We start from the raw sequence: 23,363 nt of genomic DNA on the forward strand, positions 1-23,363 counted from the left end.
ACTGATCACAAAGTAATAGTCTAATATACACAAATTTCTGTGTTTTCCAGTTTTACCAGAACATTTTTCACCAAAAATAGTATGATGAACCTATTCAATATAAAAGCTAATAATCTTAAAATTAATTCCGTTGCAACTTTTTATAGGTCATCAATCGCAAAGAAGGACGGAGTTTCCATAAATCTGGGTAAAACCGTGAGAAAAGAACCGATTTTTTTGGCTGGATGATGTCAATCCATTCAAAAAGATCCAATTCTCAAAGACAAAAGGCTCCCCTTTCCTAAAACCATTTGAGGAGGAAAAATGAATGTTTCAGAAAAAAACGTACGCTGTTTTCCTTGTTCTCCTGCTGATGCTGTTTACAGCTGCTTGTTCCGGAAGTAAAACAAGCGCGGAGAAGAAAAATTCAGAAACAGAAAAAAGCGCAGATATAGCTCAAGTTAAGATCAAAGATGTCTCTTATACACTTCCGTCTCAGTATGATAAGTCAACTTCAGATGATCAGCTCGTGTTAAAGGTAAATGTCGCTGTGAAAAACACAGGGAAAGAACCGCTTAATGTAGACAATATGGATTTCACTTTGTATCAGGGTGATACCAAAATGTCTGACACAGATCCTGAAGACTATAACGAAAAGCTGCAGGGCAGCACGATTAACACTGACAAATCCGTTGAAGGAAATCTTTTCTTCGTTGTAGATAAAGGCGAAAAATACGAGCTGAATTATACGCCGGAATCTTACGGTGATAAGAAGCCAAAATCAGTTACATTCAACATTGATGGAAAAGACAAAAAAATCCTTGCGACAGCAGATCAGCTCCAAGACTCTGCGAAAGCTTTATCGGCATATATAGATGTCCTTCTTTTCGGTAAAGATAACAAAGATTTCGAAAAAATCACCGGCGCTAACAAAAATGAGATTGTGAACGACTTTAACGAGTCAGCAAAAGACGGCTACCTCTCAGCATCAGGCCTTTCAAGCACATATGCGGACAGCAAAGCGCTTGATAATATCGTGAACGGCATTAAAGCGGGATTAAGCAAAAACTCATCGATTCAAGCGAAAACAACTTCAATCTCAAAGGATGAAGCCATTGTAGAAGCTACAATTAAACCAGTCGACGCTTCTTCTCTCTCCGACCGCATCGAGGACAGAATGAAAGACTACTACAGCAAGAATTCAGGTGCGAGCTATGAAGATGCTGTAAAATATGCACTTCAAGTCTATCCAGAAGAGTTCAAAAAGCTTGGCCCGGCTTCAAGTGAAAAAACGGTTGAAGTGAAAATGAAGAAAAATGACATCGATCAGTGGCAGCTTGATATGGACGATTACAGAGCAGCAGAATTAGTTGAAGCATTCATTAAAGAATAAACATCAAAAGGAAATAGCCCTGTGGCTATTTCCTTTTTTATTTAAAAATCCTGCTGATGAAATCTGCTTCATCATCCGTCAGTTCAACATCTAAGGTTTTCAGGTTAGCCTTCAGCTGTTCCGGGCGCTTAGCACCTGGAATGATTGCGTCTACAGCCGGTCTCGTTAACAGCCAAGCCAAGGCGACATGAGCCGTTTCCGCATTCTTTTCCTCAGCTGCCGCTTTAAGCTTGTCCACTTTTTTCAGGTTTTGAATAAAGGTGTCTCCCTGGAATTGCGGCTTGTCCTTTCGAGTGTCGTCAAAGGCATCATCTTTTGTAAACTTTCCGGTCAGCAGCCCGGATGCGAGCGGGAAGTACGGAATAAAGGAAATCCCGTGTTTTTCACAGTATGGGAGCAGCTCCTTCTCAGCATCACGCTGAATTAAAGAGTATTCTGACTGAAAGACCTCCAAGTAGCCGTCCGCATTAAATTCCTGCAATTGCTGATAATTGAGGTTCGAGGCTCCAATCGCTTTGATTTTCCCTTCATCCTTCAGTTCCTTCAGCGTGCCCGCGACTTCCGCAAGAGGTGTCTTGCCATCCGGAAAATGAACATAATATAGATCGATGTAATCTGTCTTCAGCCGCTTTAGGCTCTTTTCCACCTCGCCGCGAAGAAAGTCCCGGCTGTTGTCTAATTCAATGCGGCCGTTTCCTTCTTTATGGGCTCCTTTAGAGGCGATCATGAGCTGATCCCGGACACCGCGTTCCTGAACGACCTCACCGATTAATTCTTCGGATCGCCCCAATCCATATATAAAGGCGGTATCGATAAAGTTCACGCCGCCGTCCAATGCCGTGCGAACCAAGTCCTTGCCAGTTTCATCATTCAGATTCGGAAACAGATTATGCCCGCCGACCGCATTTGCGCCGAATCCGATCCGTTTCACCTGTAAATTCGTTTGCCCAAGTGCACGTGTTTGATCCATTGTCCCTTCTCCTTCCGAAATGATTTGATGAAAAATAGCGCAGGTTCCACTTTCTGTATTAGATATCCTTTTTCTATTTTCCTTCTTTTTTCAGCATACACAAAAAGGAGAAAGTGTATTTCTCCTTTTGCAAGTTTATTTTGGCAGAACCCATTTGTCTTTTAAGAAGCAGGCTCTGGCCAGTAAAAAGAAAATGGCGATGAGCACGACGATGGTTCCGCACGTGTATAGAATGGCAGCCGGATTTATCATCCCGAATAACAGCTGTTTAAATAAGGCGTGCAGGTTTAAGAATGGGATGAAAAAGTAGGATAGATCGATTTGATTCGGCGCCTTATTGAAAATGAAAAACATCGGGAATATAGGCAGAAAGACGACAAGAGACATATAGCTCTGCGCTTCTTTTACCGTGCCGGAAATGATGCTGATCATAAGCTCCATTGCGGCGATCAGCATTGCAGAAAGCACGATGATCAAAGCTGAAGCTCCGATAATGACCCATAAGTGATCTCCCAGCTGAAAGGCTGTTCTTAACTTTTCCGTAAATAAGACGGTGCACAGAATCAGAAAGATCAGTGACAATACGCCAGAGGCTATCCCGAAGGTAGAAACCGCAAGCCACTTGCCGACTAACACTTTGTTTCTGCTGACCGGGGTTAACAGCAGCGCTTCTATGGATTTCCGGTCCTTTTCTCCGGCAATAATATCTAGAGCAATCGGCATGGCACCGGAAACGATTGATGTTAAAAGCAGCATCGGAAGAATGGCGGAAAGCATGATCGCGGAAACGCCTTGCTCTTCATCTGCTTCTTTTTGCTGAACCGAAAACGGCTGGATCACCGAGTGGTCAATATGTTTACTCGTTAAACGTTCTTGCACAATTTCATTTTTGTACTGCTCTAAGGCAGATTGCACAAGCTGCATAGCATTTGATGAACCTTGATCGACCGAGCTGCCGTAAACGTCAACCTCAAAAGATGTCATACTGGTGATATAAGAATCAAACTCTTTCGGGACATTCAGATACACATCCGCTTTGCCGTCATCGACCGCCTGTTCAGGTTTTGCGAATGTCTTTACACTGATTTCGTCAATCGCATTCAGCTTATGTTCCAGCTCAGACGGCAGGGACTGGCCGACAGCGATCGTATACTGCTCCCCTTTGTCCGACAGCATGCTTTCGTAGAAAAACACAAGGCCCAGCATCGTAATCATCGGAACCAAGATCGTCAGTAAAATTGTTTTTCTGTCCCGTAATGCGTCGATCATCTCTTTTTTATAAATCTGTCCTACCATTTATGAAATCCCCCTGACCAGCTTAGACATAAAGATGTAGTTCAAATCGTCGCTGCGTTCGCTCTCGTATAGTGTTTCAAGTGCTCCTCTGTAAATGACCTCTCCGCTGTGCATCATAATGACACTGTCACAGAGCGCCTGTACCTCCTCCATAATGTGGCTGGAGAACAGGATGGTTTTGTGTTCTCTTTTCAGCTGCTGAATAAATTCACGGAAGATATTGCTTGACGTAATATCTAGTCCTGTCGTCGGCTCATCAAATAAAATGATATCCGGATCGTGAATCAGCGCCCTGGCAATGGCGACTTTCTGCCTCATTCCTTTTGAAAACCCGCCCACTCTCCGGTCCATATAATCACGCATGCCGAACCGTTTTGATAAATCTTCTATTCTCGCTTTGATTTCGTGGCGGTTCAGCCCGTACAGCCGGCCAAAGTACTGTAAATTTTCTTTTGCAGTCATCCGGTCATAGAGTCCTGTTTCTCCTCCGAATAAGACGCCGATTCGTTTCTTGACCTCCGCCGGCTGCTTGGCCGTGTCAAAGCCGTCTACTGCGATCGTACCCTGTGTCGGTTCAAGCAGGGTCGCGATCATTCTCAGCATCGTTGTTTTGCCGGCTCCGTTTTCTCCGAGAATGCCGACGACTTCTCCTTTTTGAATCGTTAAGCTTACATCACGCACAGCTTTGACTACTTTTTTCTTATCTGTAAACCTGCGGCTGCAATCCGTCAGTGTAATCATGTCACAATCTCCCTTTTCATTATTTCTAGTAATGACTATATACGAAAAGCTGGATTTGTTGGATAAAGTTGTCGCGAAGAGTTCTTTTTATGTCGCGAAATGGGATAAAATAAAGATGATTCTATTTAACTAGGGGAATGATAATGGTAAAAGTCGGACTAGTCGATGATTATCGAGTAGATTTAGAGAAGCTGGAAGCAATCGTGTCCAGAATGCAGGATGTCGAAATTGTCTTTGCCACCGATTCGGCGGAGGAAGCTTACAGCCGGGTGAAGAACGGGGACATTGATCTTCTGCTTGCCGATATTGAGATGCCTCACATGTCAGGCTACGAGCTGGCGGATTTAATCAGATCTCATTCGCTGGATGTGGATGTGATGTTCGTCACCGGCAACAGCGGCTATGCGGTTCACGCATTTGACCTGAACGTCCACGACTATATTATGAAGCCGTACCACGCCGATCGTCTCAGCTCTTCCTTCGAACGTTATTTCAAAAAGAAAACGGAAACGAGCTTGAACGGGCGGATTTTGATTAAACAAAAATCTAAAATGCATGTGCTGCAAAAGAAGGATATCATTTTCGCCGAACGCACAGGACGGTCGACGACGATTGTGACAACAGCTGAAGAAGTGCAAACGTATCAAACATTAAACGATATTAAAGGCGATCTTCCGGAGAAGGATTTTCTTCGTTCGCACCGCTCCTTTATTATCAACATTCATTACATTAAGCATTTTTCCGCTTATACGAAGCATTCGTTTACGGTTTCGTTCGAGGGAACATCTAAAAAAGCGATGATTACCAAGCAGCAGCTTGATTATTTTCAAAACTATTATTTTTGAGGAGCGCAGGTTGTGATAACTCTGTTTCAATGTCTTTATTTGTTTTTATTCAGTTTCCTATTTTATCAGTCGGCTGCCATTCTATCGCACAGCACAGCCGTTTCTTGGCTCGCCGCTGCTTTAGGCGCGGCGGCAGCGGTTTTATACATATGGAAAACGAAGCCTATGCGGGATCGCTGTCCGCATCAGCTCTATTCATGTATCGCCGTGATTCACATTCTGTCGGCGGCGTTTTTGCTGATCGCCCCCTCTGGATTGGCGCTGCTGATTGTGATTGTGATATTCGCAACGTGTGAATGGCTCCGCATCGGGCTGTACCGCTCGCTGACAAAGCTTTTTGAACAAATCGATCGGCTGACTCAGGCTGAACAGCACGCCAATCGAATGCTGATGGATGTCAGGAGCCGGAATCACGATACAATGAAGCATATCACAGCGCTCAGCTCGGCGCAGTCAGAGCCGGACACACAAACATACATAAAACATTGGGCGGGCCAGTACAGCCAATATGACCGGTTTTTGAAAGGAGAGAGTGCGTACATTGCAGGGGTGCTGTATGACTTTCTGGAAAAAGCAAACGCTTCGAATGTGAACGTTTCACTGCATTTGCATACACCGCTTTCTTCCCTCCCTTTCTCTCCCGCTGATCAGGTCAGCCTGGCCGGCAACATATTAGAAAATGCGCTCGACAGCGCTGCAGAGGCCCCTGAGAAAGCGGAGATCAAGCTGGAGACATCACTGCGAAGCGGGCTTTATGTGCTGATTTGTGAAAATACGACACCCGGCATGGAACCGAAAGTGCTCGATACACTGTATCAGTCATTCGGCCATACGACGAAAAGCGGCACTCATGAAGGAATCGGCACTTATGTGATCCAAAGGCTGGTGAACCAAGCTTTTGGCAAGCTTGATTTCACATATCGCCATCCTGTCTTCCGATTAGAAATTAAAATTCCGTTCCAAAAATAAAAAACCTTGAAAAGCTTGGCTTTTCAAGGTTTTTTGTTCGTCATTACGATGTTAATGATTGTGCAAAGCGATCCGCTTCATCTTGCAGCGTGCTTTCAATTTCTTTGTAGCGGCTTGAAATCGTTGATGCGCTTACGCCGTATTTTTTCGCCAGTTTGGCTTGGGAAACGGTTGCGCCGTTAAGTGAGATTGCATTCACATAATATTCAACTGCCGCCGCAAAAGCTTCCGGCTTTCTGATGACAGGTGTTTTTTTCTCGCAGAACGATTTCCAAATGTCAATGACTGCCGGAATCAGCTCATTCGGATATTCATCTCCGCTCATGCCTTTTTCGATCGCCGCGGCTGTTTCTTTCTCCATGTCATTTGCCCACTCAACGCTGCTTTCTTGAACAGGCTCCGCTTGCTGCGGCTGTTCATCTTTTTCAGCTAACAGCGCGAAAAGTACGTTGTTGAACTCCTGCTTCATGAAGTCCTCCGGCGTTTTGCCGTTTTTCACTGCAGCATCCGCATATGTCTTCACCTTGCTGATCAGCTCTTCCGTTCTCTTCACTGGGAAGATTGTGAACTGCATGAAGAATTCCGCTTTTTCCGCTTCGTGAATCGGATAGCCGAGAATCAAGCTTCCCACTGGAGGGAGGTCTTGACTTGTGACGTCCATTTCCACGTCGAATTGTTTTTTCGTAATGACATCTTCAAAATGAATAACTGCTTCTTTCATATCCTTCAGCAGCAATAAAGCAGGCGTCATGCTCTTCCAAGATTCAACGATCTCACGTGTTTTCGGGCGGGTGATCGTATCGCCTTTTTTCTGAAGGTACTCTTCAAAGATCGTTTTGTCACCAGCGAGCGGGTGGAAGAAGATTCCCCAGATTCCTAAATTAAATACACTGATGTCCTTCGTCTGCCTGTCCATAGAAGAAAGAAAATCATGCTGGTTGATAAAACCTGAAATGCTTTCTCTATGTACTGTGAAGGCATACTCCACTAAGTCTTCCTGAATTTGTTTTGCTTCTTTTGCCGCTAATTCTGTCGGGAAGTCGACAACTTTATTTCCGCAGCATTTTTTATATTTCTTACCGCTGCCGCATGGGCAAGGGGCATTTCTTTTCACTTTTCCCACAATAAACCCTCCGAATTCTGTTGTAACTTTTCTATTTTAACAAAAATAACTTCTGAGGGCTTGGTTTCGGGCTAAAAAAGAATTTGGTAATGTGACAGCCTGGTTCATTATGTAAATTTACCTATGACTTTTTCATCAACTTTTGTGATGTAAGACTTGTAACCTATTCCCACTTTAGGCCGTTCTTTTTTACAATCGTTAGGTGTTTATCTAAAATTTTTAAGGAAGTGTTTATGTTGGAACTAGCTGGTTTTATGCTGCGCGCCTGCGCTCTTGTGCTTGACGTGATCATTGCGGCCGCAGTGATTTTAGCATCCGGATTTATGTTTGGCGACGGGTCCGCTGGCGTCATTGCTGTCGCCATATTGATGCTGCTTGTGTATCCTTTGCTGATGCCGCTGACAAATTGGAAGGGTACGCTGGACAAAAAAATCATCGGGCTGCAAATCGTGAGAGATGAAACACACGAGAAAATCTCCCTCCCACAGGCCATTGTCCGCTACATGATAGCGTGGGTGCATGTGTTTTCCCGCCTTATTTATTTGACAGCCGCATTTACAAAGAAAAAACAAGCCGTTCATGATATGGCTGCGAAAACAATTGTGCTGAAAGCAGAATAACCTTGAAGAATAGGATTCTTCAAGGTTATGTTTCTCATTAGTTCGTATTTTGTCCGCCGCCGTTCAGCCCTTCTTTAATCAGGCTGTTGACTTGGCTGCTGTACAGAAGGCCGATATGTCCAACACCGTTGATACGAACATTTTTTGCCCCTTCTAAGTTAGACAGATAGTTCATAACAATCATGTCGGCCGAGCTGTAAATGGACGTATATAAAATCTTTTGATTTGGGTCCGTTCCCGGAAGCGCTTTGTTTGAAACGAGACGGTTCGCGCCGCCAAGCGTTACGACGTTTTCAATTTTATTACCGCCGTCCAGTTTTTTTATGTAATAAAGCGTGTTGGCGCCCCCCATGCTGTGAGCGACAATGTCCACTTTTTTCGCACCGGTTTCATCTAATACCTTTTGCACAAAACGTGATAATACTGGGCCGTTGTTTAAGTTATTGCCTGTCTTGTCCCAAAAATCTACAGCATACAGCTTGTCCCGTGACCAGCCTTGTGATGCCAAATAAGTTTTAATACCGGCAAAGTTAAAAGAAGCTCCGCCAATTCCGTGAACCATCACCACCGGATTATGTTCAGCGGCTTTCGCTGACGGCTGCATCGCAAACATGGATGTAACTGACAGCGCAACAATTGTTACAAGTGCAATGAACTTACTTCTTAAAAGTTTCATAATTTCCTCCTTTTTTTGTAACAAATTCTTAAATTATATTACTTTGCCAATTTAATTAAGTAAAGGGTAAATTTGACTTATTTTTGAAGAAATTTTAAGGTTGAGAGAACATTTCAGCTGTTTATGATCCCGAAAATGCAAAAAAAGAAGGCTTTTTCGCCTTCTTCTCTTTAATATTCATTAAAATAGTCTTGGATTTTTTTGGGATCATCTGTTTTGGTGAGCGCGAGCATTAACAATATCCGGGCTTTTTGCGGATTTAAGGAGTTTGATGCCAAAAGGCCGTTTTTCACATAGTCGCCGTTCGGTGTGACGACACCATTTCCCGTACGGGTTGAGCGAACCACTGTGACGCCTTTTTTGACCGCCCTGACTGCTCCTTTTTCGGCTGCGTCAGATAAAGATCCGTTGCCTGATCCTGCGAAGACTATGCCTTTTGCTCCGGCTTTCACAGCCGCATCAAACAGATAGCTTCCGTCATTTTGGTAGCCGTACAGAATGTCTACTTGCGGCAGTTTATCAAGGCTGGAAACCGAGAAATCCGTATCCTTTGTATGCTTGCATGTCATTTCATTATGAAAATAAATGTCATCGGCAATCGTTCCGATGTATCCCATTTCTTCTGATTTAAAGGTGTCTGTTGCGGTTGTGTTGGTTTTTGTAACGTACCGTGCTGAAGCAATGCGGTCATTGAGAACGACGAGCGTCCCTTTCCCTTTTGCATCAGGTGCGCCTGCCACTTTAACTGCGTTATACAAGTTGGACGGGCCGTCAGCACTGATGGCTGTGGACGGCCTCATCGAACCGGCAACAACAACCGGTTTATCGCTTTTTACAATGAGGTTCAGAAAATAAGCCGTTTCTTCTAATGTATCTGTTCCGTGGGTCACGACAATACCGTCAACATCATCTGAAGAAAGCAGTTTGTTGACTCGGTTTCCGAGCTTCAGCAATGTTTTGTTATCAATGTTTGTGCTTCCGACGTTAACCACTTGCTCGCCGCTGACATTCGCAATGTCCTTCATCTCTGGCACCGCTTTGATCAGAGACTCAACGCCGACGACACCTGCTTTGTATTCAGTTGTAGAGGTTTTTGATTTATCGGCTCCGGCAATCGTACCTCCTGTCGCCAGTATTTTGATATTTGGAAGGTCATTTTTTTTGGAAGCAGCAGCTGAAGAAACTTTTTGTGTCTGCGGTTTTTCTTTTGGGGATTCTTTTGCTTCAGGAGATTGTAAGCATCCGGTAAAAGCAAGCAATAGTGCGGTAAAAAGGGTCAGTAAGAGGAATCGTTGTATTTTCATGTTTTCTCTCCTTTTGTTTGGTAACGTCTTTACACCTTTTAATAATTGAATATTTCATTTATTCAGTCAAAATGTGCGTCAGGTTATCTCTCAGCTTTTTTATATGCTCATTTTATTTTCTTATTCGAGTTCCTTTATCTTGACATTCGATGGGTGAATCATGATAATAGACCAGTCACTATATTTTATGATCGCAATCAGTAAGGTGGGAATGTTATGAGCTATGGAGATTCTCGTGAGAAAATCCTTTCTGCAGCTACCCGGCTTTTTCAGCTGCAAGGGTATTACGGCACGGGACTGAATCAGATTATTAAAGAAAGCGGTGCACCTAAAGGCTCTCTTTACTACCACTTTCCCGGGGGTAAAGAACAGCTGGCAATTGAAGCCGTGAATGAAATGAAGGAATACATCCGCCAGAAAATCACAGACTGCATGGACGTGAGCACTGATCCCGCAGAAGGCATTCAAGCCTTTTTGAAGGAGCTCTCTTGTCAATTCTCATGCACAGAGGACATCGAAGGCCTGCCCGTCGGCTTGCTTGCGGCAGAGACATCATTAAAAAGCGAGCCTTTGCGAAAAGCCTGTGATGAAGCCTACAAAGCGTGGTCCCTTGTGTTTGAGGAAAAATTGCAGCTGTCGGGTTACAGCGAGAGCCATGCCAAGGAATCAAGCATCATCATTAACGCGATGATTGAAGGCGGCATTCTTTTATCATTAACGGCAAAAGACAGCACACCGCTTCTTCATATCTCCAGCCGCATTCCCGCTCTGTTGAAGAAATAAAAAAAGAGACATACTACTACAAGCTGAGTGAATACATTCAGATGAACGAGAGGAGAAATAGATTTGGAAACAGCAGCTAAAGCATCTCAGCAATATAAAGTGATGCCAATTATGATATCTTTGCTGACGGCCGGTTTTATCGGCATGTTCAGTGAAACAGCGCTGAATATCGCGTTAACCGATCTTATGAAGGAATTGAACATTACAGCAGCAACCGTTCAATGGTTAACAACAGGCTATTTGCTTGTGCTCGGTATTCTTGTTCCTGTTTCAGGTCTGCTATTGCAGTGGTTTACAACTAGACAGCTTTTTACTGTGTCACTGATTTTTTCAATCATAGGCACCTTGATTGCGGCGCTTGCGCCTAGCTTCTCATTTTTATTAGCGGCGAGAATCGTTCAGGCACTTGGAACGGGACTCTTATTACCGCTCATGTTTAATACGATTTTGGTGATTTTCCCGCCCCATAAACGGGGAGCGGCCATGGGAACAATCGGACTTGTCATTATGTTTGCGCCGGCAATCGGCCCTACATTTTCCGGGTTGGTTCTTGAGCACCTTAACTGGCACTGGATTTTCTGGATCTCTCTTCCGTTCCTTGTGCTTGCGCTCATTTTCGGTATCCTGTACATGCAAAATGTGTCTGATATCACAAAACCGAAAATTGATGTCCTGTCTATTATTCTGTCGACGATCGGCTTCGGCGGCATTGTGTTTGGATTCAGCAACGCGGGTGAAGGCTCTGGCGGATGGTCCAGCCCGACTGTGATCGTTTCACTTATTGTCGGTGTTATCGCCCTTATTCTATTTTCAATCCGTCAGCTGACGATGAAGCAGCCGATGATGAACCTGCGTGCATTCAGATACCCGATGTTTATTTTGGGCGTCATTATGGTCTTTATTTGCATGATGGTCATCCTGTCATCCATGCTGCTTCTGCCGATGTATCTGCAAGGCGGCTTAGTCTTAACAGCATTTGCCTCAGGACTTATTCTCTTGCCGGGCGGTATTTTAAACGGATTTATGTCACCTGTCACAGGCCGTCTGTTTGATAAATACGGGCCGAAGTGGCTTGTTATTCCGGGATTTTTGATTGTGACTATTGTTCTGTGGCTCTTCTCAAATCTCACGACAGCTTCAACAGCAGTGCTGATTATCGTGCTGCATACGTGCTTGATGATTGGGATCTCCATGATTATGATGCCTGCTCAGACAAACGGTTTAAACCAGCTTCCGCGTGAGTTTTATCCGGACGGCACTGCCATTATGAACACACTTCAGCAAATGGCGGGCGCGATCGGAACAGCTGTTGCGGTCAGCATCATGGCTGCCGGTCAGCATGACTACATGAGCAGCGTAAAAAATCCAGCCGATCCGGCAGTCATTCCGCAGGCATTGACAGCTGGCGTTCAGCATGCATTTGTCTTTGCGATGATTGTTGCGATTATCGGTTTAATTGCCGCTTTCTTTTTGAAGCGAGTAAAGGTTGATCATCAATAAGAAAACCCCCTGATCTTGAGGTCAGGGGGTTTTTTATGCCTATATCGGACAACACACTCAAGCAAGACGCGAGCGGCGCCGAAGGAGGTGAACATCTATTTTTAGGTGATCGCTTTTAACGCGCGGATAAAATCGCAGCCATTTCATCAATCGCATAACGCAGTTCGCCCTTCGTATTATAAAAGTGAGGAGCGAGACGGATGACATTGTCCCGCGGAGCGCAAATCACGTTTTTCTTCTTTAGTAACGCCGCCGTTTCCGATGCCCGTTCATCCCGAATGGAAATCATGCCCGGCTGCTGTACCGATGGCGCCCCCGCAAGCTCCAGCCCTTTTTCAGCTGCATATTGAAACGCATCGGCACTCACCGCTTTTATATGATCGCGGATACGGGACATTCCGATATGATTCAGCAGCGATAAAGCCGCAGCCGCTGCATACACGCTAATAAAAGCAGGGGTTCCTGTTTGAAAACGCCTCGCACCTTCTGCATAAGACGACGCCCCAAACCCGTTTTCCCGCCCGAACCAAGCAGATGCTTTGGGCTTCAGCTCGTTCGCCAGCTCTTTTCTCACATAAAGAAACGCCATGCCCGGTATACCGAGCATATACTTTCTGGTGCCTGCCGCCAGCATATCTATGCCCCATTCCTTCACATCAATAGGAAGATGCCCGGCAGATTGATAAGCATCCACAAATACCATCGATCCCTTTCTCTTGGCGATGGCAGCGATGGCTTTTATATCCTGAATGCAGCCGTCACGATAATGAACGTGCGGAACACAGGTCAGCACCGTCTCTTCCGTGATATACCTTTCATATTGTTCGAGCGGCAGCTCACCGTCTATTGAAGGGATCACAGATACATTATAATCAGATTGTGCCTGCCAAATATGAGACACCGCCGGAAAATCCATCTCCGTGTATACAACATGTTTCTTTTTAACAGCAGACAAGGAAGATGCCACGGAAATCAGCGCATCAGAAACTGACGGCACAATCGCAATCTCATCCGGCTCAGCCCCTACCAGTCTCGCAAACTCGTTTCTGGCACTCTCTGTCTTTTCAATCGCTTCATTCCAGTTCGTCCCTCTATGCAGCAAGCTGTCATGATAATCTTGTATCGCCTTTGACACCGGCTCTGCCAACGCGCTCTGTGAGCAGCTGGCAAGCATGATGCGGCTCTGCACGGTTGGGAACAGATGTCGGTACTGCTGCGGCAAATGTTCCATTCTGATTCACTCCTTTTTATTATTTTGATGAAAAATCCAGAAATAAACAATAGAATAATAGAAAAAAGGAGATGGCAGCCATGAGAAAAAAAGTGCTCTTCACAGGTTTTGACCCTTTTGATCAGGAAACTGTCAATCCATCGTGGGAAGCGGTGAAACGGCTGAATGGCTTTGAAACGGATCAGGTGATCATCGCTTCGGCACAAATTCCGACTGTGTTCAGAACCGCTCTCGACACTTTGCGGCAAGCGATTCATAAACATCAGCCGGACATCGTGATCTGCGTCGGGCAAGCCGGCGGCCGGATGCAGGTGACACCGGAACGGGTCGCGATCAATCTTGCAGACGCGCGTATCCCGGATAATGAAGGAAACCAGCCGATTGATGAAGAGATTTCTCCCGGCGGGCCTGCCGCTTACTGGACAGGGCTTCCGATTAAACGCATTACATCTCAAATGAAGGAAAACAGCATTCCGGCGGCTGTTTCCTTTACGGCCGGCACATTTGTATGCAACTATCTGTTCTACGGGTTAATGGATCACATCCACCGTACGTCTCCGCACATTCACGGCGGGTTTATCCACATTCCGTACATTCCGGAACAAACAATCGACAAAACAGCGCCGAGCCTCAGCCTGGACATGATAGTCAAAGCATTGAGGATCGCCGCTGTTACGGCCGCACAATATGATCAGGATACGAAGTCACCCGGCGGCGCGCTGCACTAAGCGGCGGCCGCTTCACTGGTCAGTCTCTTTTTGTATACAAACGCTGATAGTGTGACGCTCACTTCGAACAGGACAAGCAGCGGAATCATCACGAGAAAATCAGAAATAAAATCTGGCGGGGTAATCAATATGGACACCACGATCAGCAGAAAATAGGACAGCTTTCTCGCTTTGGCCAGCCGGTATGGATTTAAGATGCCTAACCTTGTCAAAAACATCACCACAAGGGGCATTTCAAACAGAAAACCGAACGGCAGGCTCAAATTCACCATAAACCTGAAATAGCGGTCAGCGGTAAACATCGTTTCAAAATGGCCGGCAGACAAATGAGTCAAAAAGCCGAGAACGATCGGAAACAACACAAAATATCCGAACGAGATGCCGGCCAGAAACAGGGCGAATAATCCCGGTATGTACATCAGTGTCACGTTGCGCTCCGTTTTTGTCAGCGCCGGCGCTACAAAACGCCAAAGCTGATAGGCGGCAACGGGGATGGAGGCGGCAATCGCACAAATGCCGGCAAGCATCATATATACCCAGAGAATTTCACTCGGTCCGAGAACAGCTAATTTTCCGTCAAAATCTCTGATCAGCCAATCATAAATGTCCTCCACAAACAAAAAAGCCGTAATTAAAAACAGAAGAAAAGCCGCAAGTGTGAAGATGATCCGACGGCGAAGCTCTTCTAAATGTCCGATCAGATGAGTTTCTTTTTTATCCATTCAAAAAAGCCCTCCCTTTCATGAGAAAAAGAGGCAGACCATGCGTCTGCCTCATCAGCACTCAGCCTGCGTTTTTGTCCTGCTTCACCGCTGACAGCTCAGCTGATTTTTCTTCTTTTTCATCACCAGACACAAGTGATTTTGTGGCGCTTTTGAATTCCAGCAGAGTCCGACCGGCGGCTCGCCCGATTTCCGGAAGCTTTGAAGGGCCAAAAATAATGAGGGCGATGACAAAGATCAGAATCAAGCCTGGTATTCCAATGTTTGAAAACATTATGTTTCACTCCTTAATGCGTAATTTTTGCCCGTTTTTTGATCATTTGTTTTTCATGAGCTTTGTTGTGCTCAAAGAAACGATCCTCTTCGACTTCATTGGATTGTTTCACTCCGCCTTGAACCATTGTCGAGGATACCTTTCTCAATCCTGTTTGGTCTTTTTGATAAACGAATGAAGCCCGTGTGGAAATAGCTGCTCCCGGCTCTGTCACAAATGGCATTACCCGATAATCAGCTTTCCACTGGTGCGGCGTTACTGTACAGCGGACATATCCGCGGTAATCGTTAAAGAACTTGATATGTGGATTTTCCTTTAAAATTTGATCGGTATCCGCCCGCTTATCCGCTCCGTTTCCTCCGGATGTGATGGAGGTGCCGACAAATTCAGCCCCGAAAATTTTTGAGCTTGTTTTATTAAAATCGACATGCAGATTCGATGCCCAGCTTGCGTGTACATCTCCTGTCAGCACGACAACATTGTTTAAATTTTTGCTGTTAATGTAATTGACGACCCGTTCGCGCTGAGCCGGATAACCGTCCCATGAATCCATGCTGTAGATCGGGCTTGAGCTTGTCCCGAAATTCCACTTCGCAAAGAAGATTTGCTGTGCCAGCACATTCCAATATGCAGTCGAGCTGCTCAAATTGTTAAAAAGCCATTGCTCCTGTTCTTTTCCTAACAAAGTCCGATTCGGATTGAGCGATTCATCAGAAGGCGGCTTATTGCCGTCGTTATTGGCTTGGTCATCTCTGTACTGGCGTGTATCCAGCACATTAAATGATGCCAGATTTCCATACGTAAAGTGGCGGTACAGCTGCATATCCGGGCCATTCGGCAGAGAGGAGATGCGGAGCGGCATATGCTCATAATAAGCCTGATACGCCGCCGCACGCCGCAATACAAACGCGTCAACCGACTGCCCTTTTTCCGGGATTTTATTGGCATAGTTATTTTCAACTTCATGGTCATCCCACGTGACAACCCAAGGAAACGCCGCATGCGCCGCTTTTAAATTAGCGTCTGAACGGTATTGGGCATGGCGGTTTCGATAGTCCTGCAGCGTAATGATTTCTGCGCTGTTGTGCGTCCGGACATTGCCTGTTTTCGATACATATTCATTCGGCCCGTACTCATATATGTAATCACCGAGATGGAAGACAAGATCAAGCTTTTCCTTCGCCATATGCTTGTAGGCTGTATAATAGCCATGCTCATATTGCTGGCAGGAAGCGAAGGCAAAGGTCATTTTCGGCACATTGGCACCTGGGGCCGGCAGTGTTTTTGTTTTTCCGACAGGACTTAGCTCATGTCCGGTTTTGAATCGGTAGTAGTACACTTTGTTCGGCTCAAGCCCGTCCGCTTCCACGTGGACAGAATGGGCGAGACTCGGTTTGGCCATTTCTGTGCCCTTTCTTACGATCTTGCGGAAGTTCTCATCCTTTGCCACTTCCCATTTTACAGGCACAGCCTGGTTCGGCATCCCCCCGCCGTTCAGCGGATCTGGCGCCAAACGCGTCCAGAGCACGACGCTGTCAGAAAGCGGATCTCCTGAAGCGACGCCGAGCGTAAACGGATAACTAGAGAACTTAGGCGCAGCATTTACTTCAAATGCTCCGACTGACTGAGCAATGGTTAACCCAAGAGAAAGCCCCGCAATTTTTCCAGCCCCCTGAATAAATTTGCGGCGGTCAAACGTATTATTCTGAAAGCTTTCGTCTTTCAATTTCTGTACCCATTCGTCAAAACGACTGTCATATGCCATTCCAGATCCCCTCTCTTCTCATTGATCGCTTTCATTATAGGAAACCATTGTTAATTAGCTGTGAAGAAGTGTGAAGGGATTGTAAGCACTGAACATGGGAAACAGGACTTCATTCACAGCCCTTTCGCCGAAACATGCCGACAGCTGGCAAAACGGCGTATTTTCTGCATATCCTGTCGTTTGCAAGCCGCCCTTTTTACCCATTTTTCTTCACATGATCTTAAAAAAACAAAAACACCGAGCGATTTTGCAAAATCACTCAGTGTTCGGAAAGGCTATCTGTTATTTAGAAAACAATCTGCTGAAAAAGCCCTTCTTTTCCGGTTTTGCAGCTTCAGGCTCTTGTTCTATTAAAATTCCTTTTTCCTTCACTTCTTGCAGCCAAAATGGAAATTCAGTAAGCAATGCATCATAAAGCTCATCATCAGAGATGCATTCAATGTCTTCGATATGCAGGAAGTTTGCGTTATCAACAACACGCCCTTCTAGCGTATCCAGTTTATTAAGAAAATCGAAATTGCCGTTACCGATGCCGACAAACTGCCAAAACACCGGTTTATCAGAGGCAGCTTCAATAATGGGTTTGATGGATTTTTTACACCCTCCATCATTAATAAAAACGATAAAAGCGGGATATGAACTCGGTTCTTCCACAACATATTTATGTAACACATCTTTTATGACCGGCGGCTCATCATTTCTCCCGAATTTATGCAAGAGTTCATTATTCAAAATTTCGCGATCAACATAGCCTGAAAAATCGATTTCAGAGACTGGCTTTAACCGGGAGAATTCATTATCATAAACCCATACATCAAGCAGGCCGTTATCATCAAACTGATCAGCCACAGCCAAAATCCGCTCCACCACTTTTTGAACCGTTCCGTTTTTATACAGCGTTCTCATTGAACCGGTAATATCCAGCACCAGCCCGACACGAGCCGTCACCTTGGTTAACTGCTTTTTCTCCAGTACGATTTTTACGCTCTTCTTTTGCAGGTCAATTGTCGCCATTTTGTCATCTCCTGTAGTTCTTTTATCCGATTATCTCACAGAAATATTTACCATTGGTATAACTTTTTAAAGAAAAAACACCGTTCAGATGTGAACGGCGTCTCTCCTTAAAATGTGTTATATACATTTTCACATGTTTCGCCCGTCGGCTGATAAAAACAATGTGATTTGAATCTGGCCACAAACGGCTGGTTATACCAGGTCGGCGGGCAGTTTCCTCCCGGCTTGAAATACCACAAGCTGAATTTTGCCGGCCAGAACCTCTCCCCGTTTATCGTCCGGCGTGCCAAGGCCCGCTCGCTTTCCCGCGGTCTTTGATAAAAGTATCCATGGGTCACCGCTTCAAACGCATGCGGCTGAAAAATCATCTGCCTGATGGTGCGGAGGCCTTTAAAATCAGAGCAATTGGCCCTCAGCCGATTAATCCCAACATTTCCGACAAGCAGCATCCCCTGCTTTCCTTCACCTTCCGCTTCCGCTCTGAGCAGCCGTGCCATCAAGTTGACATCAGCGCTTGTTGCTCTCACAACCGCCATCACGTCACCTCCCCTTTTTCTCCTTTCATCATATTGCAATACCCAAAGAGTGATGACGGAGGGACAGGAGAAGTTTTAAAATTTATTCTCCCGGTGCTGTCACAAACCATAAAGATCGGTAATTGTAGAAGAAAAATGGACATCTGGCCGTCAAGGAAATCTCCGGTAAAATCCCGGATTCCACGGGCATGGCAGATGCCGCTTCATCCCCTGATTCATAACAGTTCTTCAGCCTTTTTCCACCTGTAGCCGAAAACGCTTTGTAAAGAACACAAAGTAATGTTTAACTTTCCGTATTTGAGGAATCATACATAACAAATCAGATAAAAGAAGGAGGAACCTTATCATGACACATGTGAAAGCGCTCGCGATTAAAGGTATTATGACGATTATTGTTTTGTATTTGGTGCTGGGTCTTGGCTTTGGTTTCACGTTTGGTGATACGCTGCTGATGACGGTTGTGTTAGGGGTCATTTCTTATTTGCTTGGAGACCTTTATGTATTGCCCCGATGGAACAATATGATCGCCACTTTGGCTGATTTCGGTTTGGCATTTCTCGTGATTTGGCTGATGGGCATGCCGCTTTCTATGGGGATGACTGGCGGAGAAATTGCGCTGGCGGCTCTATTTGGAGCAATCGCCATGGCCATCGGTGAATATTGCTTCCATTTCTATATGATGAGCAAAGAAATTGGCAAAAAGCATTATCTTGAAACAAGAACAGATTCATAATCAAAAGGCCGGTGCTGACAGCATCGGCCTTCTATCATAAAGCATCTTCCCGGTCTATGTTTCGGACAGACCAAATCGCTATCAAGATGCCGATCGCACCTAAAGAAAGCGGAATGTAGATAATCGTTGCCAGCGATAACTCGGGGCTTTGCTGGCTGATCAGTATCGTCAATATAACCGATGAAATGATAGCAGCCGGAACAGAGCGTTTCCTCATCCCAAAATATAAAGGAATAAAACTCAAGCACGCAGCCGAAGCGGCATATATCGCCATACTGCCGACCTCTTGCCCGATAGTCTGGACTGATAACATCGCAGGTGTAAGTTGATAATATTGATTGATTTGCGCAAAGATGAATGAAAGCGCAATTTCAGACACCATAATGGTGATAAACGTCAGTCCGCCTGTAATCAGCAGCTTGGCAGCAATCAGTTTTTTCCGGCTGATGGGATATGTAAACATGACGGTAATCGTTTTATTTTTGTACTCGCTAATAATCAATTTGGCAATCAGCACACTGGCGAAAACAACAAATACAGATCTTACAAACGTTCCAAGCAAAAATAGCGTGGATGTCGCATCAGTCATCACCTCCGGCTGCGGGAGTTTTTTTTCTTCTGATGCGATCAAGCATATAAATCCGAGAATACATAGATTTGCAATAACGGCGCCTCTGTAATACCAGCCTAATTTCATTTTTTTTAATTCAAGTTTCATTAAATTCAACATGTTGTTTCAACTCCGTATTTAAGCATCTTGCCGGTCTGCTTTCCTGACTGCCATGTATGAAAAAAACAAACCGACAGCAGCTAGAGATAATGGAATATATACAATGGAAGAAATGGACAGGCCCGGGCTTGTTGAACTCATCAGCATGACGATCACGACAGATGAAATGATGGTTGCCGAGACAGAGTGCTTACGCATCCCAAAAAAGATGGGAACTAAACTGGTGCCAGCGGCGCCAAAAGCGAAAACCGCCATTTTTACCGAATGCTGAGAAATGACATCGGCGCTCAATTCTCCCGGAATGACATGGTAGATCGAATTCAGCATATAGAAAGCGGCTGCTACGAACGCATTTGAGACTAAAATAGTGATAAACGTCAGCCCGCCTGAGATGCTAAGCTTAGCAGCAAGCAGTTTTTTCCGGCTGATCGGGTACGTAAACATCACTTGAATCGTTTTGTTTTTATATTCCGATATGACTAATTTGGCGATCAGTACAGCGCCAAAAACGATAAACACCGCTCTGACAAAAGTGCCAATGACGAGAAATGCATCATCCATGCTTTGGAACGATTCAGTGCCCTCCGCTTTTTCTATGTAACTGACCAACCACATAAAGCCAAGGATAATCAGGTTAGCAATGATAACTCCTCTCACATACCATCCCATCTTCATTTTCCTTAATTCGATTCTGATCAAATTCAGCAACGGTCTCGCCTCCTCTACGCACTGATGTGATTGCCGTTGATCAAGCTGATGAAGTAGTCCTCCAGTGAAGTATACTTTTTATTCATTGATTCAATGTCTACATCATTTAAAATCAGCGCTTTTGATATGGCACCCTGTGATCGTTGAGCATCATAAATCCGAATGGTTTTATCATTTAAGATTTTAAAGTTGGCAATGTGAAGTTCTTTCTCAAGCACAAAGCAGGCTTTTGTCTGATTCGATGTAACGAGTTCGATGTATTCTGTGTTTTGTCCCCTTACATCTTCCATCGACACCTCTTCCAGCAGTCTGCCGTCACGAATGACGCCGATTGTGTCCGCAATTTGTTCGATTTCACTCAGCATATGGCTGGAGATCAGCAGTGTCATTCCATACTCTTTGCTTAATACTTGAAATAAGTTTCTGATCTTTTTAATGCCGACAGGATCAAGGCCGTTTACCGGCTCATCCAATATAAGCAGATCAGGTTTGGTGAGGATGGCGCGCGCTATGCCGAGGCGCTGCTTCATTCCAAGCGAAAATGTTTTGACGGGTTTCTTGTCGATCTGTTTTAAATTCACCATATCGAGCACTTCTTGAATGGCTTTTTTATTGTGGTATCCCATGTATGCACAATGCAGCTCTAAATTTTCGATAGCCGTCAGATTTTCATAGAAAATTGGATATTCAATCATGCTACCGATCTTGCCAAGCACCTCATATGACGTATGAGTGAGATTGTTTCCGAGGATATTGATTTCACCGCTTGTCGGTTTTACAAGACTTGTCAGCATTTTCATGATGGTTGTTTTCCCTGCTCCGTTCGGGCCGAGAAAGCCGTAAATTTCACCTTTTTTGATATGCATGCTGACATCTGATACGACTTCTTTGCCTTGAAACGTTTTGGTCAGTCCGTTTGTTTGTACGATGTAAGTCAACGTTGTTGCTCCTTTCCTCTTTTTCCTGTTTTCTATTGTAGCGGCGGGCCCTGTCATTTTTATTTCTTCATTCTTAAGAAATTCTTACGATTGTTAATAGGTCATTCGTTTTAATGTAATCGTAAACGCTGTCCGTTCATACGGCTTGCTTTGAAGAGAGATGGAGCCCCCCATTTTTTCCACAAGCCTTTTCGTGATCGTCAAACCGAGACCGCTCCCTTGGAATGCTTTGTTTCTTGATTCTTCAAGTGTGTACAGCCTCTCAAATACCCGCTGCTGGTCTGTTTCACTGATTCCTTTTCCGCGGTCCCATACGGAGATGGCAATGCTTGTCTCATCATAAGAAAGTGATAATCCGATAAACTTGCCAACCGCGCCATATTGAATCGCATTGGATAATAAATTTTGCAGGATACGGTCCAGCGCCTCTTCATTTGCATGCGCGTATACCGGTGTATCCGGAATATCAATCTCCGCGTTAAAACCTTTTGCCTGAACGGCATCATAGTAATGCAGGATATTTCGTTTGCATACTTCGTTGATATGTATTTTTGTGATCGGGATTTGTTTGTCTTCAGATTCCAATTTGGCTAAATCAAAAAAAGAGTGGATCATTTGGATGAGTTCATTTGTTTTTTGGTGCAGCTTCTCAAGCAGTCTTTCCCGCTCGCTGTCCGGCATATCCCGGTCACTTTGGATGGCTTCGATATAACCGAGAATGACCGTCAGAGGTGTTTTGAGATCGTGTGACATATTGGTCAGCATCCGTCTCATGGATTGCTCTGTTTTTGCAAACCGGGCGTTGATATGCTGATGATCCTCAGCGAGCAGATTGATGTTGACAAGCAGATTCCTGAGCGCACGGTCATCTGTATGAAGTAAAACCTGATCGGCCGATTCGTTGTCAAGCATGGCGCTAAGCTTTTCTGCCGTATACGTCAAATTCCTGTCCCGGTTCTTTTTCATCATATATTGAATGACATTCAGACACGCCAAAGCGATGATAGCGGCTATCGTTAATACTGCCATTCTAAAACTCTCCCCATTTATAGCCGATGCCCCATAATGTTTTGATATATTGAGGAGACGATGGATCATCTTCAATCTTTTCTCTCAGCCGTCTCATATGTACATTAATGATGTTTTGGTCTCCAAAGTACTCCTCATTCCATACGGAACGATAGATTTGTTCTTTCGTAAACACCTTTTTAGGATTTGCTGCAAATAGTATCAGCAGCTGCCATTCGGTTGACGTCAGCTGAAGCGGTTCGCCGTTTTTCAGAACGGATACATTGTCTATATCGATCGTAAGCTGGTGAACACGAATCACCTGATGTTCAGCCGGTTCACTTGACGAATATTGCGTCGCCCTCCGTATCGCTGCTTTGACTCTGGCTGTCAGTTCAATCATCGAAAACGGTTTGGCGATATAATCATCCGCCCCGAATCCCAGCCCCAGTGCTTTATCAACATCTCCGTCTTTTGCTGAAATCATTAAAACAGGAATCTTGCTTTTTTCCCGAATGATTTTTAAAACATCCATTCCATTCAGCTCCGGAAGCATAATATCAAGCAGAATAAGGTCGTACGCCTGCTCTTGAAACCTCCGAATGCCCTCTTCACCGTCGTAAGCATGCACGATTTCAAAGCCTTCTTTTGTTAAATAATGGTCCACCATTTCACTGATGGAATGGTCATCCTCCACAAGCAATATGCGCTGCATCCTCTCACCTAACCTTTTTCATAGTCAAAAAAACACACATGTCATTACGCTTATTGTAATTG

At 44.8% G+C, this 23,363-nt stretch carries 26 protein-coding genes and 2 pseudogenes; 10 read left to right on the forward strand and 18 right to left on the reverse strand.

Annotated elements, in window-relative coordinates:
* Window positions 1–149: 149 nt before the first annotated feature.
* Together H7F27_RS21030 and H7F27_RS19355 are read left to right on the forward strand one after the other, a co-directional pair.
* A pseudogene (locus H7F27_RS21030) lies at window positions 150–284 on the forward strand (hypothetical protein).
* A 23-nt stretch (window positions 285–307) separates the two neighbouring features.
* Entirely contained in the window at window positions 308–1,372 is a 1,065-nt protein-coding gene (locus H7F27_RS19355; protein WP_105955398.1) for a DUF4352 domain-containing protein, read from the forward strand.
* 37 nt (window positions 1,373–1,409) lie between these two features.
* Here the strand turns inward: H7F27_RS19355 and H7F27_RS19360 are convergent, their stop codons facing one another.
* From H7F27_RS19360 to natA, 3 genes are all read right to left on the reverse strand, one after another.
* On the reverse strand, window positions 1,410–2,342 hold the full coding sequence (locus tag H7F27_RS19360) for an aldo/keto reductase (protein ID WP_105991792.1): 933 nt from the start codon (window positions 2,340–2,342) through the stop codon (window positions 1,410–1,412).
* A 135-nt stretch (window positions 2,343–2,477) separates the two neighbouring features.
* Window positions 2,478–3,638: an ABC transporter permease gene (locus H7F27_RS19365; RefSeq protein WP_059292021.1), complete on the reverse strand. Its 1,161-nt coding sequence runs from the start codon at window positions 3,636–3,638 to the stop codon at window positions 2,478–2,480.
* Window positions 3,639–4,379, reverse strand: coding sequence for a sodium ABC transporter ATP-binding protein NatA (gene natA / locus H7F27_RS19370; RefSeq protein WP_059292022.1), 741 nt, complete (start codon window positions 4,377–4,379; stop codon window positions 3,639–3,641).
* 143 nt (window positions 4,380–4,522) lie between these two features.
* Between natA and natR the strand changes: the two genes are divergently transcribed.
* Window positions 4,523–5,224 carry a two-component system response regulator NatR gene (gene natR / locus H7F27_RS19375; RefSeq protein WP_059292023.1) on the forward strand — a complete coding sequence of 234 codons (702 nt, stop codon included), beginning with the start codon at window positions 4,523–4,525 and terminating at the stop codon, window positions 5,222–5,224.
* A 12-nt stretch (window positions 5,225–5,236) separates the two neighbouring features.
* Window positions 5,237–6,193: a two-component system sensor histidine kinase NatK gene (locus H7F27_RS19380; protein WP_105991794.1), complete on the forward strand. Its 957-nt coding sequence runs from the start codon at window positions 5,237–5,239 to the stop codon at window positions 6,191–6,193.
* A gap of 43 nt (window positions 6,194–6,236) precedes the next feature.
* Here the strand turns inward: H7F27_RS19380 and H7F27_RS19385 are convergent, their stop codons facing one another.
* Window positions 6,237–7,316, reverse strand: a complete 1,080-nt coding sequence (locus H7F27_RS19385) for a helix-turn-helix domain-containing protein (protein ID WP_185848328.1) — start codon at window positions 7,314–7,316, stop codon at window positions 6,237–6,239.
* 236 nt (window positions 7,317–7,552) lie between these two features.
* On the opposite strand from H7F27_RS19385, the gene H7F27_RS19390 reads away from it, so the two are divergent.
* Entirely contained in the window at window positions 7,553–7,936 is a 384-nt protein-coding gene (locus tag H7F27_RS19390) for an RDD family protein (RefSeq protein WP_185848959.1), read from the forward strand.
* A gap of 37 nt (window positions 7,937–7,973) precedes the next feature.
* Here the strand turns inward: H7F27_RS19390 and H7F27_RS19395 are convergent, their stop codons facing one another.
* Window positions 7,974–8,612: a lipase EstA gene (locus H7F27_RS19395; RefSeq protein WP_185848329.1), complete on the reverse strand. Its 639-nt coding sequence runs from the start codon at window positions 8,610–8,612 to the stop codon at window positions 7,974–7,976.
* Between the two features lie 170 nt (window positions 8,613–8,782).
* Complete coding sequence (locus H7F27_RS19400; RefSeq protein ID WP_185848330.1) at window positions 8,783–9,916, reverse strand: type II asparaginase; 1,134 nt, start codon at window positions 9,914–9,916, stop codon at window positions 8,783–8,785.
* Between the two features lie 216 nt (window positions 9,917–10,132).
* On the opposite strand from H7F27_RS19400, the gene H7F27_RS19405 reads away from it, so the two are divergent.
* Window positions 10,133–10,699 (forward strand): transcriptional regulator LmrA, encoded by a 567-nt coding sequence (locus tag H7F27_RS19405; RefSeq protein WP_024120104.1) that lies wholly within the window; start codon window positions 10,133–10,135, stop codon window positions 10,697–10,699.
* A 57-nt stretch (window positions 10,700–10,756) separates the two neighbouring features.
* On the forward strand, window positions 10,757–12,199 hold the full coding sequence (gene lmr(B) / locus H7F27_RS19410) for a lincomycin efflux MFS transporter Lmr(B) (RefSeq protein WP_063623076.1): 1,443 nt from the start codon (window positions 10,757–10,759) through the stop codon (window positions 12,197–12,199).
* Window positions 12,200–12,314: 115 nt separating this feature from the next.
* Here lmr(B) and H7F27_RS19415 read toward each other — a convergent pair whose 3' ends face one another.
* Complete coding sequence (locus H7F27_RS19415) at window positions 12,315–13,430, reverse strand: aminotransferase class V-fold PLP-dependent enzyme (RefSeq protein ID WP_185848331.1); 1,116 nt, start codon at window positions 13,428–13,430, stop codon at window positions 12,315–12,317.
* Between the two features lie 80 nt (window positions 13,431–13,510).
* Here H7F27_RS19415 and pcp point away from each other — a divergent pair, with 80 nt between their 5' ends.
* Complete coding sequence (gene pcp, locus H7F27_RS19420; RefSeq protein WP_185848332.1) at window positions 13,511–14,158, forward strand: pyroglutamyl-peptidase I; 648 nt, start codon at window positions 13,511–13,513, stop codon at window positions 14,156–14,158.
* On the opposite strand, the gene tatC is transcribed toward pcp, so the two are convergent.
* The 6 genes from tatC to H7F27_RS19450 form a co-directional block, all read right to left on the reverse strand.
* Window positions 14,155–14,880: a twin-arginine translocase subunit TatC gene (gene tatC, locus H7F27_RS19425; RefSeq protein ID WP_024120100.1), complete on the reverse strand. Its 726-nt coding sequence runs from the start codon at window positions 14,878–14,880 to the stop codon at window positions 14,155–14,157. The two genes, pcp and tatC, sit on opposite strands and share 4 nt — an antisense overlap.
* A gap of 61 nt (window positions 14,881–14,941) precedes the next feature.
* Window positions 14,942–15,154: a sec-independent protein translocase protein TatAD gene (gene tatAD, locus H7F27_RS19430; RefSeq protein ID WP_010332899.1), complete on the reverse strand. Its 213-nt coding sequence runs from the start codon at window positions 15,152–15,154 to the stop codon at window positions 14,942–14,944.
* A 13-nt stretch (window positions 15,155–15,167) separates the two neighbouring features.
* Window positions 15,168–16,919 carry an alkaline phosphatase PhoD gene (gene phoD, locus H7F27_RS19435; protein WP_185848333.1) on the reverse strand — a complete coding sequence of 584 codons (1,752 nt, stop codon included), beginning with the start codon at window positions 16,917–16,919 and terminating at the stop codon, window positions 15,168–15,170.
* Window positions 16,920–16,973: 54 nt separating this feature from the next.
* A complete protein-coding gene (locus H7F27_RS19440) occupies window positions 16,974–17,123 on the reverse strand; it encodes a hypothetical protein (RefSeq protein WP_049809871.1) in 150 nt (49 codons plus the stop codon).
* 78 nt (window positions 17,124–17,201) lie between these two features.
* Window positions 17,202–17,933 (reverse strand): vWA domain-containing protein, encoded by a 732-nt coding sequence (locus H7F27_RS19445; RefSeq protein ID WP_105991800.1) that lies wholly within the window; start codon window positions 17,931–17,933, stop codon window positions 17,202–17,204.
* A gap of 107 nt (window positions 17,934–18,040) precedes the next feature.
* Complete coding sequence (locus H7F27_RS19450; protein ID WP_024120097.1) at window positions 18,041–18,469, reverse strand: cell wall hydrolase; 429 nt, start codon at window positions 18,467–18,469, stop codon at window positions 18,041–18,043.
* Between the two features lie 346 nt (window positions 18,470–18,815).
* Between H7F27_RS19450 and H7F27_RS19455 the strand changes: the two genes are divergently transcribed.
* Both H7F27_RS19455 and H7F27_RS21035 read left to right on the forward strand, forming a co-directional pair.
* A complete protein-coding gene (locus tag H7F27_RS19455; RefSeq protein ID WP_010332895.1) occupies window positions 18,816–19,202 on the forward strand; it encodes a YndM family protein in 387 nt (128 codons plus the stop codon).
* Window positions 19,174–19,236: pseudogene (locus H7F27_RS21035) on the forward strand (hypothetical protein); the annotation flags it as partial. The gene H7F27_RS19455 and the pseudogene H7F27_RS21035, both read left to right, overlap by 29 nt.
* Here H7F27_RS21035 and H7F27_RS19460 read toward each other — a convergent pair.
* The 5 genes from H7F27_RS19460 to H7F27_RS19480 all read right to left on the reverse strand — a co-directional run bounded on the left by H7F27_RS19460 (window position 19,237) and on the right by H7F27_RS19480 (window position 23,289).
* Window positions 19,237–19,932: an ABC transporter permease gene (locus H7F27_RS19460; protein ID WP_185848334.1), complete on the reverse strand. Its 696-nt coding sequence runs from the start codon at window positions 19,930–19,932 to the stop codon at window positions 19,237–19,239.
* 18 nt (window positions 19,933–19,950) lie between these two features.
* Window positions 19,951–20,637: an ABC transporter permease gene (locus H7F27_RS19465; protein ID WP_081638227.1), complete on the reverse strand. Its 687-nt coding sequence runs from the start codon at window positions 20,635–20,637 to the stop codon at window positions 19,951–19,953.
* A gap of 17 nt (window positions 20,638–20,654) precedes the next feature.
* Complete coding sequence (locus H7F27_RS19470; protein WP_095714488.1) at window positions 20,655–21,578, reverse strand: ABC transporter ATP-binding protein; 924 nt, start codon at window positions 21,576–21,578, stop codon at window positions 20,655–20,657.
* Window positions 21,579–21,671: 93 nt separating this feature from the next.
* Window positions 21,672–22,607, reverse strand: a complete 936-nt coding sequence (locus H7F27_RS19475; protein WP_024120095.1) for a HAMP domain-containing histidine kinase — start codon at window positions 22,605–22,607, stop codon at window positions 21,672–21,674.
* 1 nt (window position 22,608) lies between these two features.
* Window positions 22,609–23,289 carry a response regulator transcription factor gene (locus tag H7F27_RS19480; protein ID WP_105955433.1) on the reverse strand — a complete coding sequence of 227 codons (681 nt, stop codon included), beginning with the start codon at window positions 23,287–23,289 and terminating at the stop codon, window positions 22,609–22,611.
* Window positions 23,290–23,363: the final 74 nt, after the last annotated feature.

The sequence above is a fragment of the Bacillus sp. PAMC26543 genome (genome assembly GCF_014250375.1).
In the GTDB taxonomy this organism is placed as follows: domain Bacteria; phylum Bacillota; class Bacilli; order Bacillales; family Bacillaceae; genus Bacillus; species Bacillus halotolerans.

Bases quoted from the DNA above. Each gene is read 5' to 3' on its own strand.
- H7F27_RS19415 (WP_185848331.1), bottom strand. From the start codon at position 13,430: ATGGAACATTTGCCGCAGCAGTACCGACATCTGTTCCCAACCGTGCAG.
- tatAD (WP_010332899.1), bottom strand. From the start codon at position 15,154: ATGTTTTCAAACATTGGAATACCAGGCTTGATTCTGATCTTTGTCATC.
- phoD (WP_185848333.1), bottom strand. From the start codon at position 16,919: ATGGCATATGACAGTCGTTTTGACGAATGGGTACAGAAATTGAAAGAC.
- natA (WP_059292022.1), bottom strand. From the start codon at position 4,379: ATGATTACACTGACGGATTGCAGCCGCAGGTTTACAGATAAGAAAAAA.
- H7F27_RS19455 (WP_010332895.1), top strand. From the start codon at position 18,816: ATGACACATGTGAAAGCGCTCGCGATTAAAGGTATTATGACGATTATT.
- H7F27_RS19445 (WP_105991800.1), bottom strand. From the start codon at position 17,933: ATGGCGACAATTGACCTGCAAAAGAAGAGCGTAAAAATCGTACTGGAG.
- H7F27_RS19460 (WP_185848334.1), bottom strand. From the start codon at position 19,932: ATGTTGAATTTAATGAAACTTGAATTAAAAAAAATGAAATTAGGCTGG.
- H7F27_RS19355 (WP_105955398.1), top strand. From the start codon at position 308: ATGTTTCAGAAAAAAACGTACGCTGTTTTCCTTGTTCTCCTGCTGATG.
- H7F27_RS19450 (WP_024120097.1), bottom strand. From the start codon at position 18,469: ATGGCGGTTGTGAGAGCAACAAGCGCTGATGTCAACTTGATGGCACGG.
- H7F27_RS19360 (WP_105991792.1), bottom strand. From the start codon at position 2,342: ATGGATCAAACACGTGCACTTGGGCAAACGAATTTACAGGTGAAACGG.
- H7F27_RS19475 (WP_024120095.1), bottom strand. From the start codon at position 22,607: ATGGCAGTATTAACGATAGCCGCTATCATCGCTTTGGCGTGTCTGAAT.
- H7F27_RS19365 (WP_059292021.1), bottom strand. From the start codon at position 3,638: ATGGTAGGACAGATTTATAAAAAAGAGATGATCGACGCATTACGGGAC.
- H7F27_RS19400 (WP_185848330.1), bottom strand. From the start codon at position 9,916: ATGAAAATACAACGATTCCTCTTACTGACCCTTTTTACCGCACTATTG.
- H7F27_RS19440 (WP_049809871.1), bottom strand. From the start codon at position 17,123: ATGGGTAAAAAGGGCGGCTTGCAAACGACAGGATATGCAGAAAATACG.
- pcp (WP_185848332.1), top strand. From the start codon at position 13,511: ATGAGAAAAAAAGTGCTCTTCACAGGTTTTGACCCTTTTGATCAGGAA.
- H7F27_RS19395 (WP_185848329.1), bottom strand. From the start codon at position 8,612: ATGAAACTTTTAAGAAGTAAGTTCATTGCACTTGTAACAATTGTTGCG.
- natR (WP_059292023.1), top strand. From the start codon at position 4,523: ATGGTAAAAGTCGGACTAGTCGATGATTATCGAGTAGATTTAGAGAAG.
- tatC (WP_024120100.1), bottom strand. From the start codon at position 14,880: ATGGATAAAAAAGAAACTCATCTGATCGGACATTTAGAAGAGCTTCGC.
- H7F27_RS19405 (WP_024120104.1), top strand. From the start codon at position 10,133: ATGAGCTATGGAGATTCTCGTGAGAAAATCCTTTCTGCAGCTACCCGG.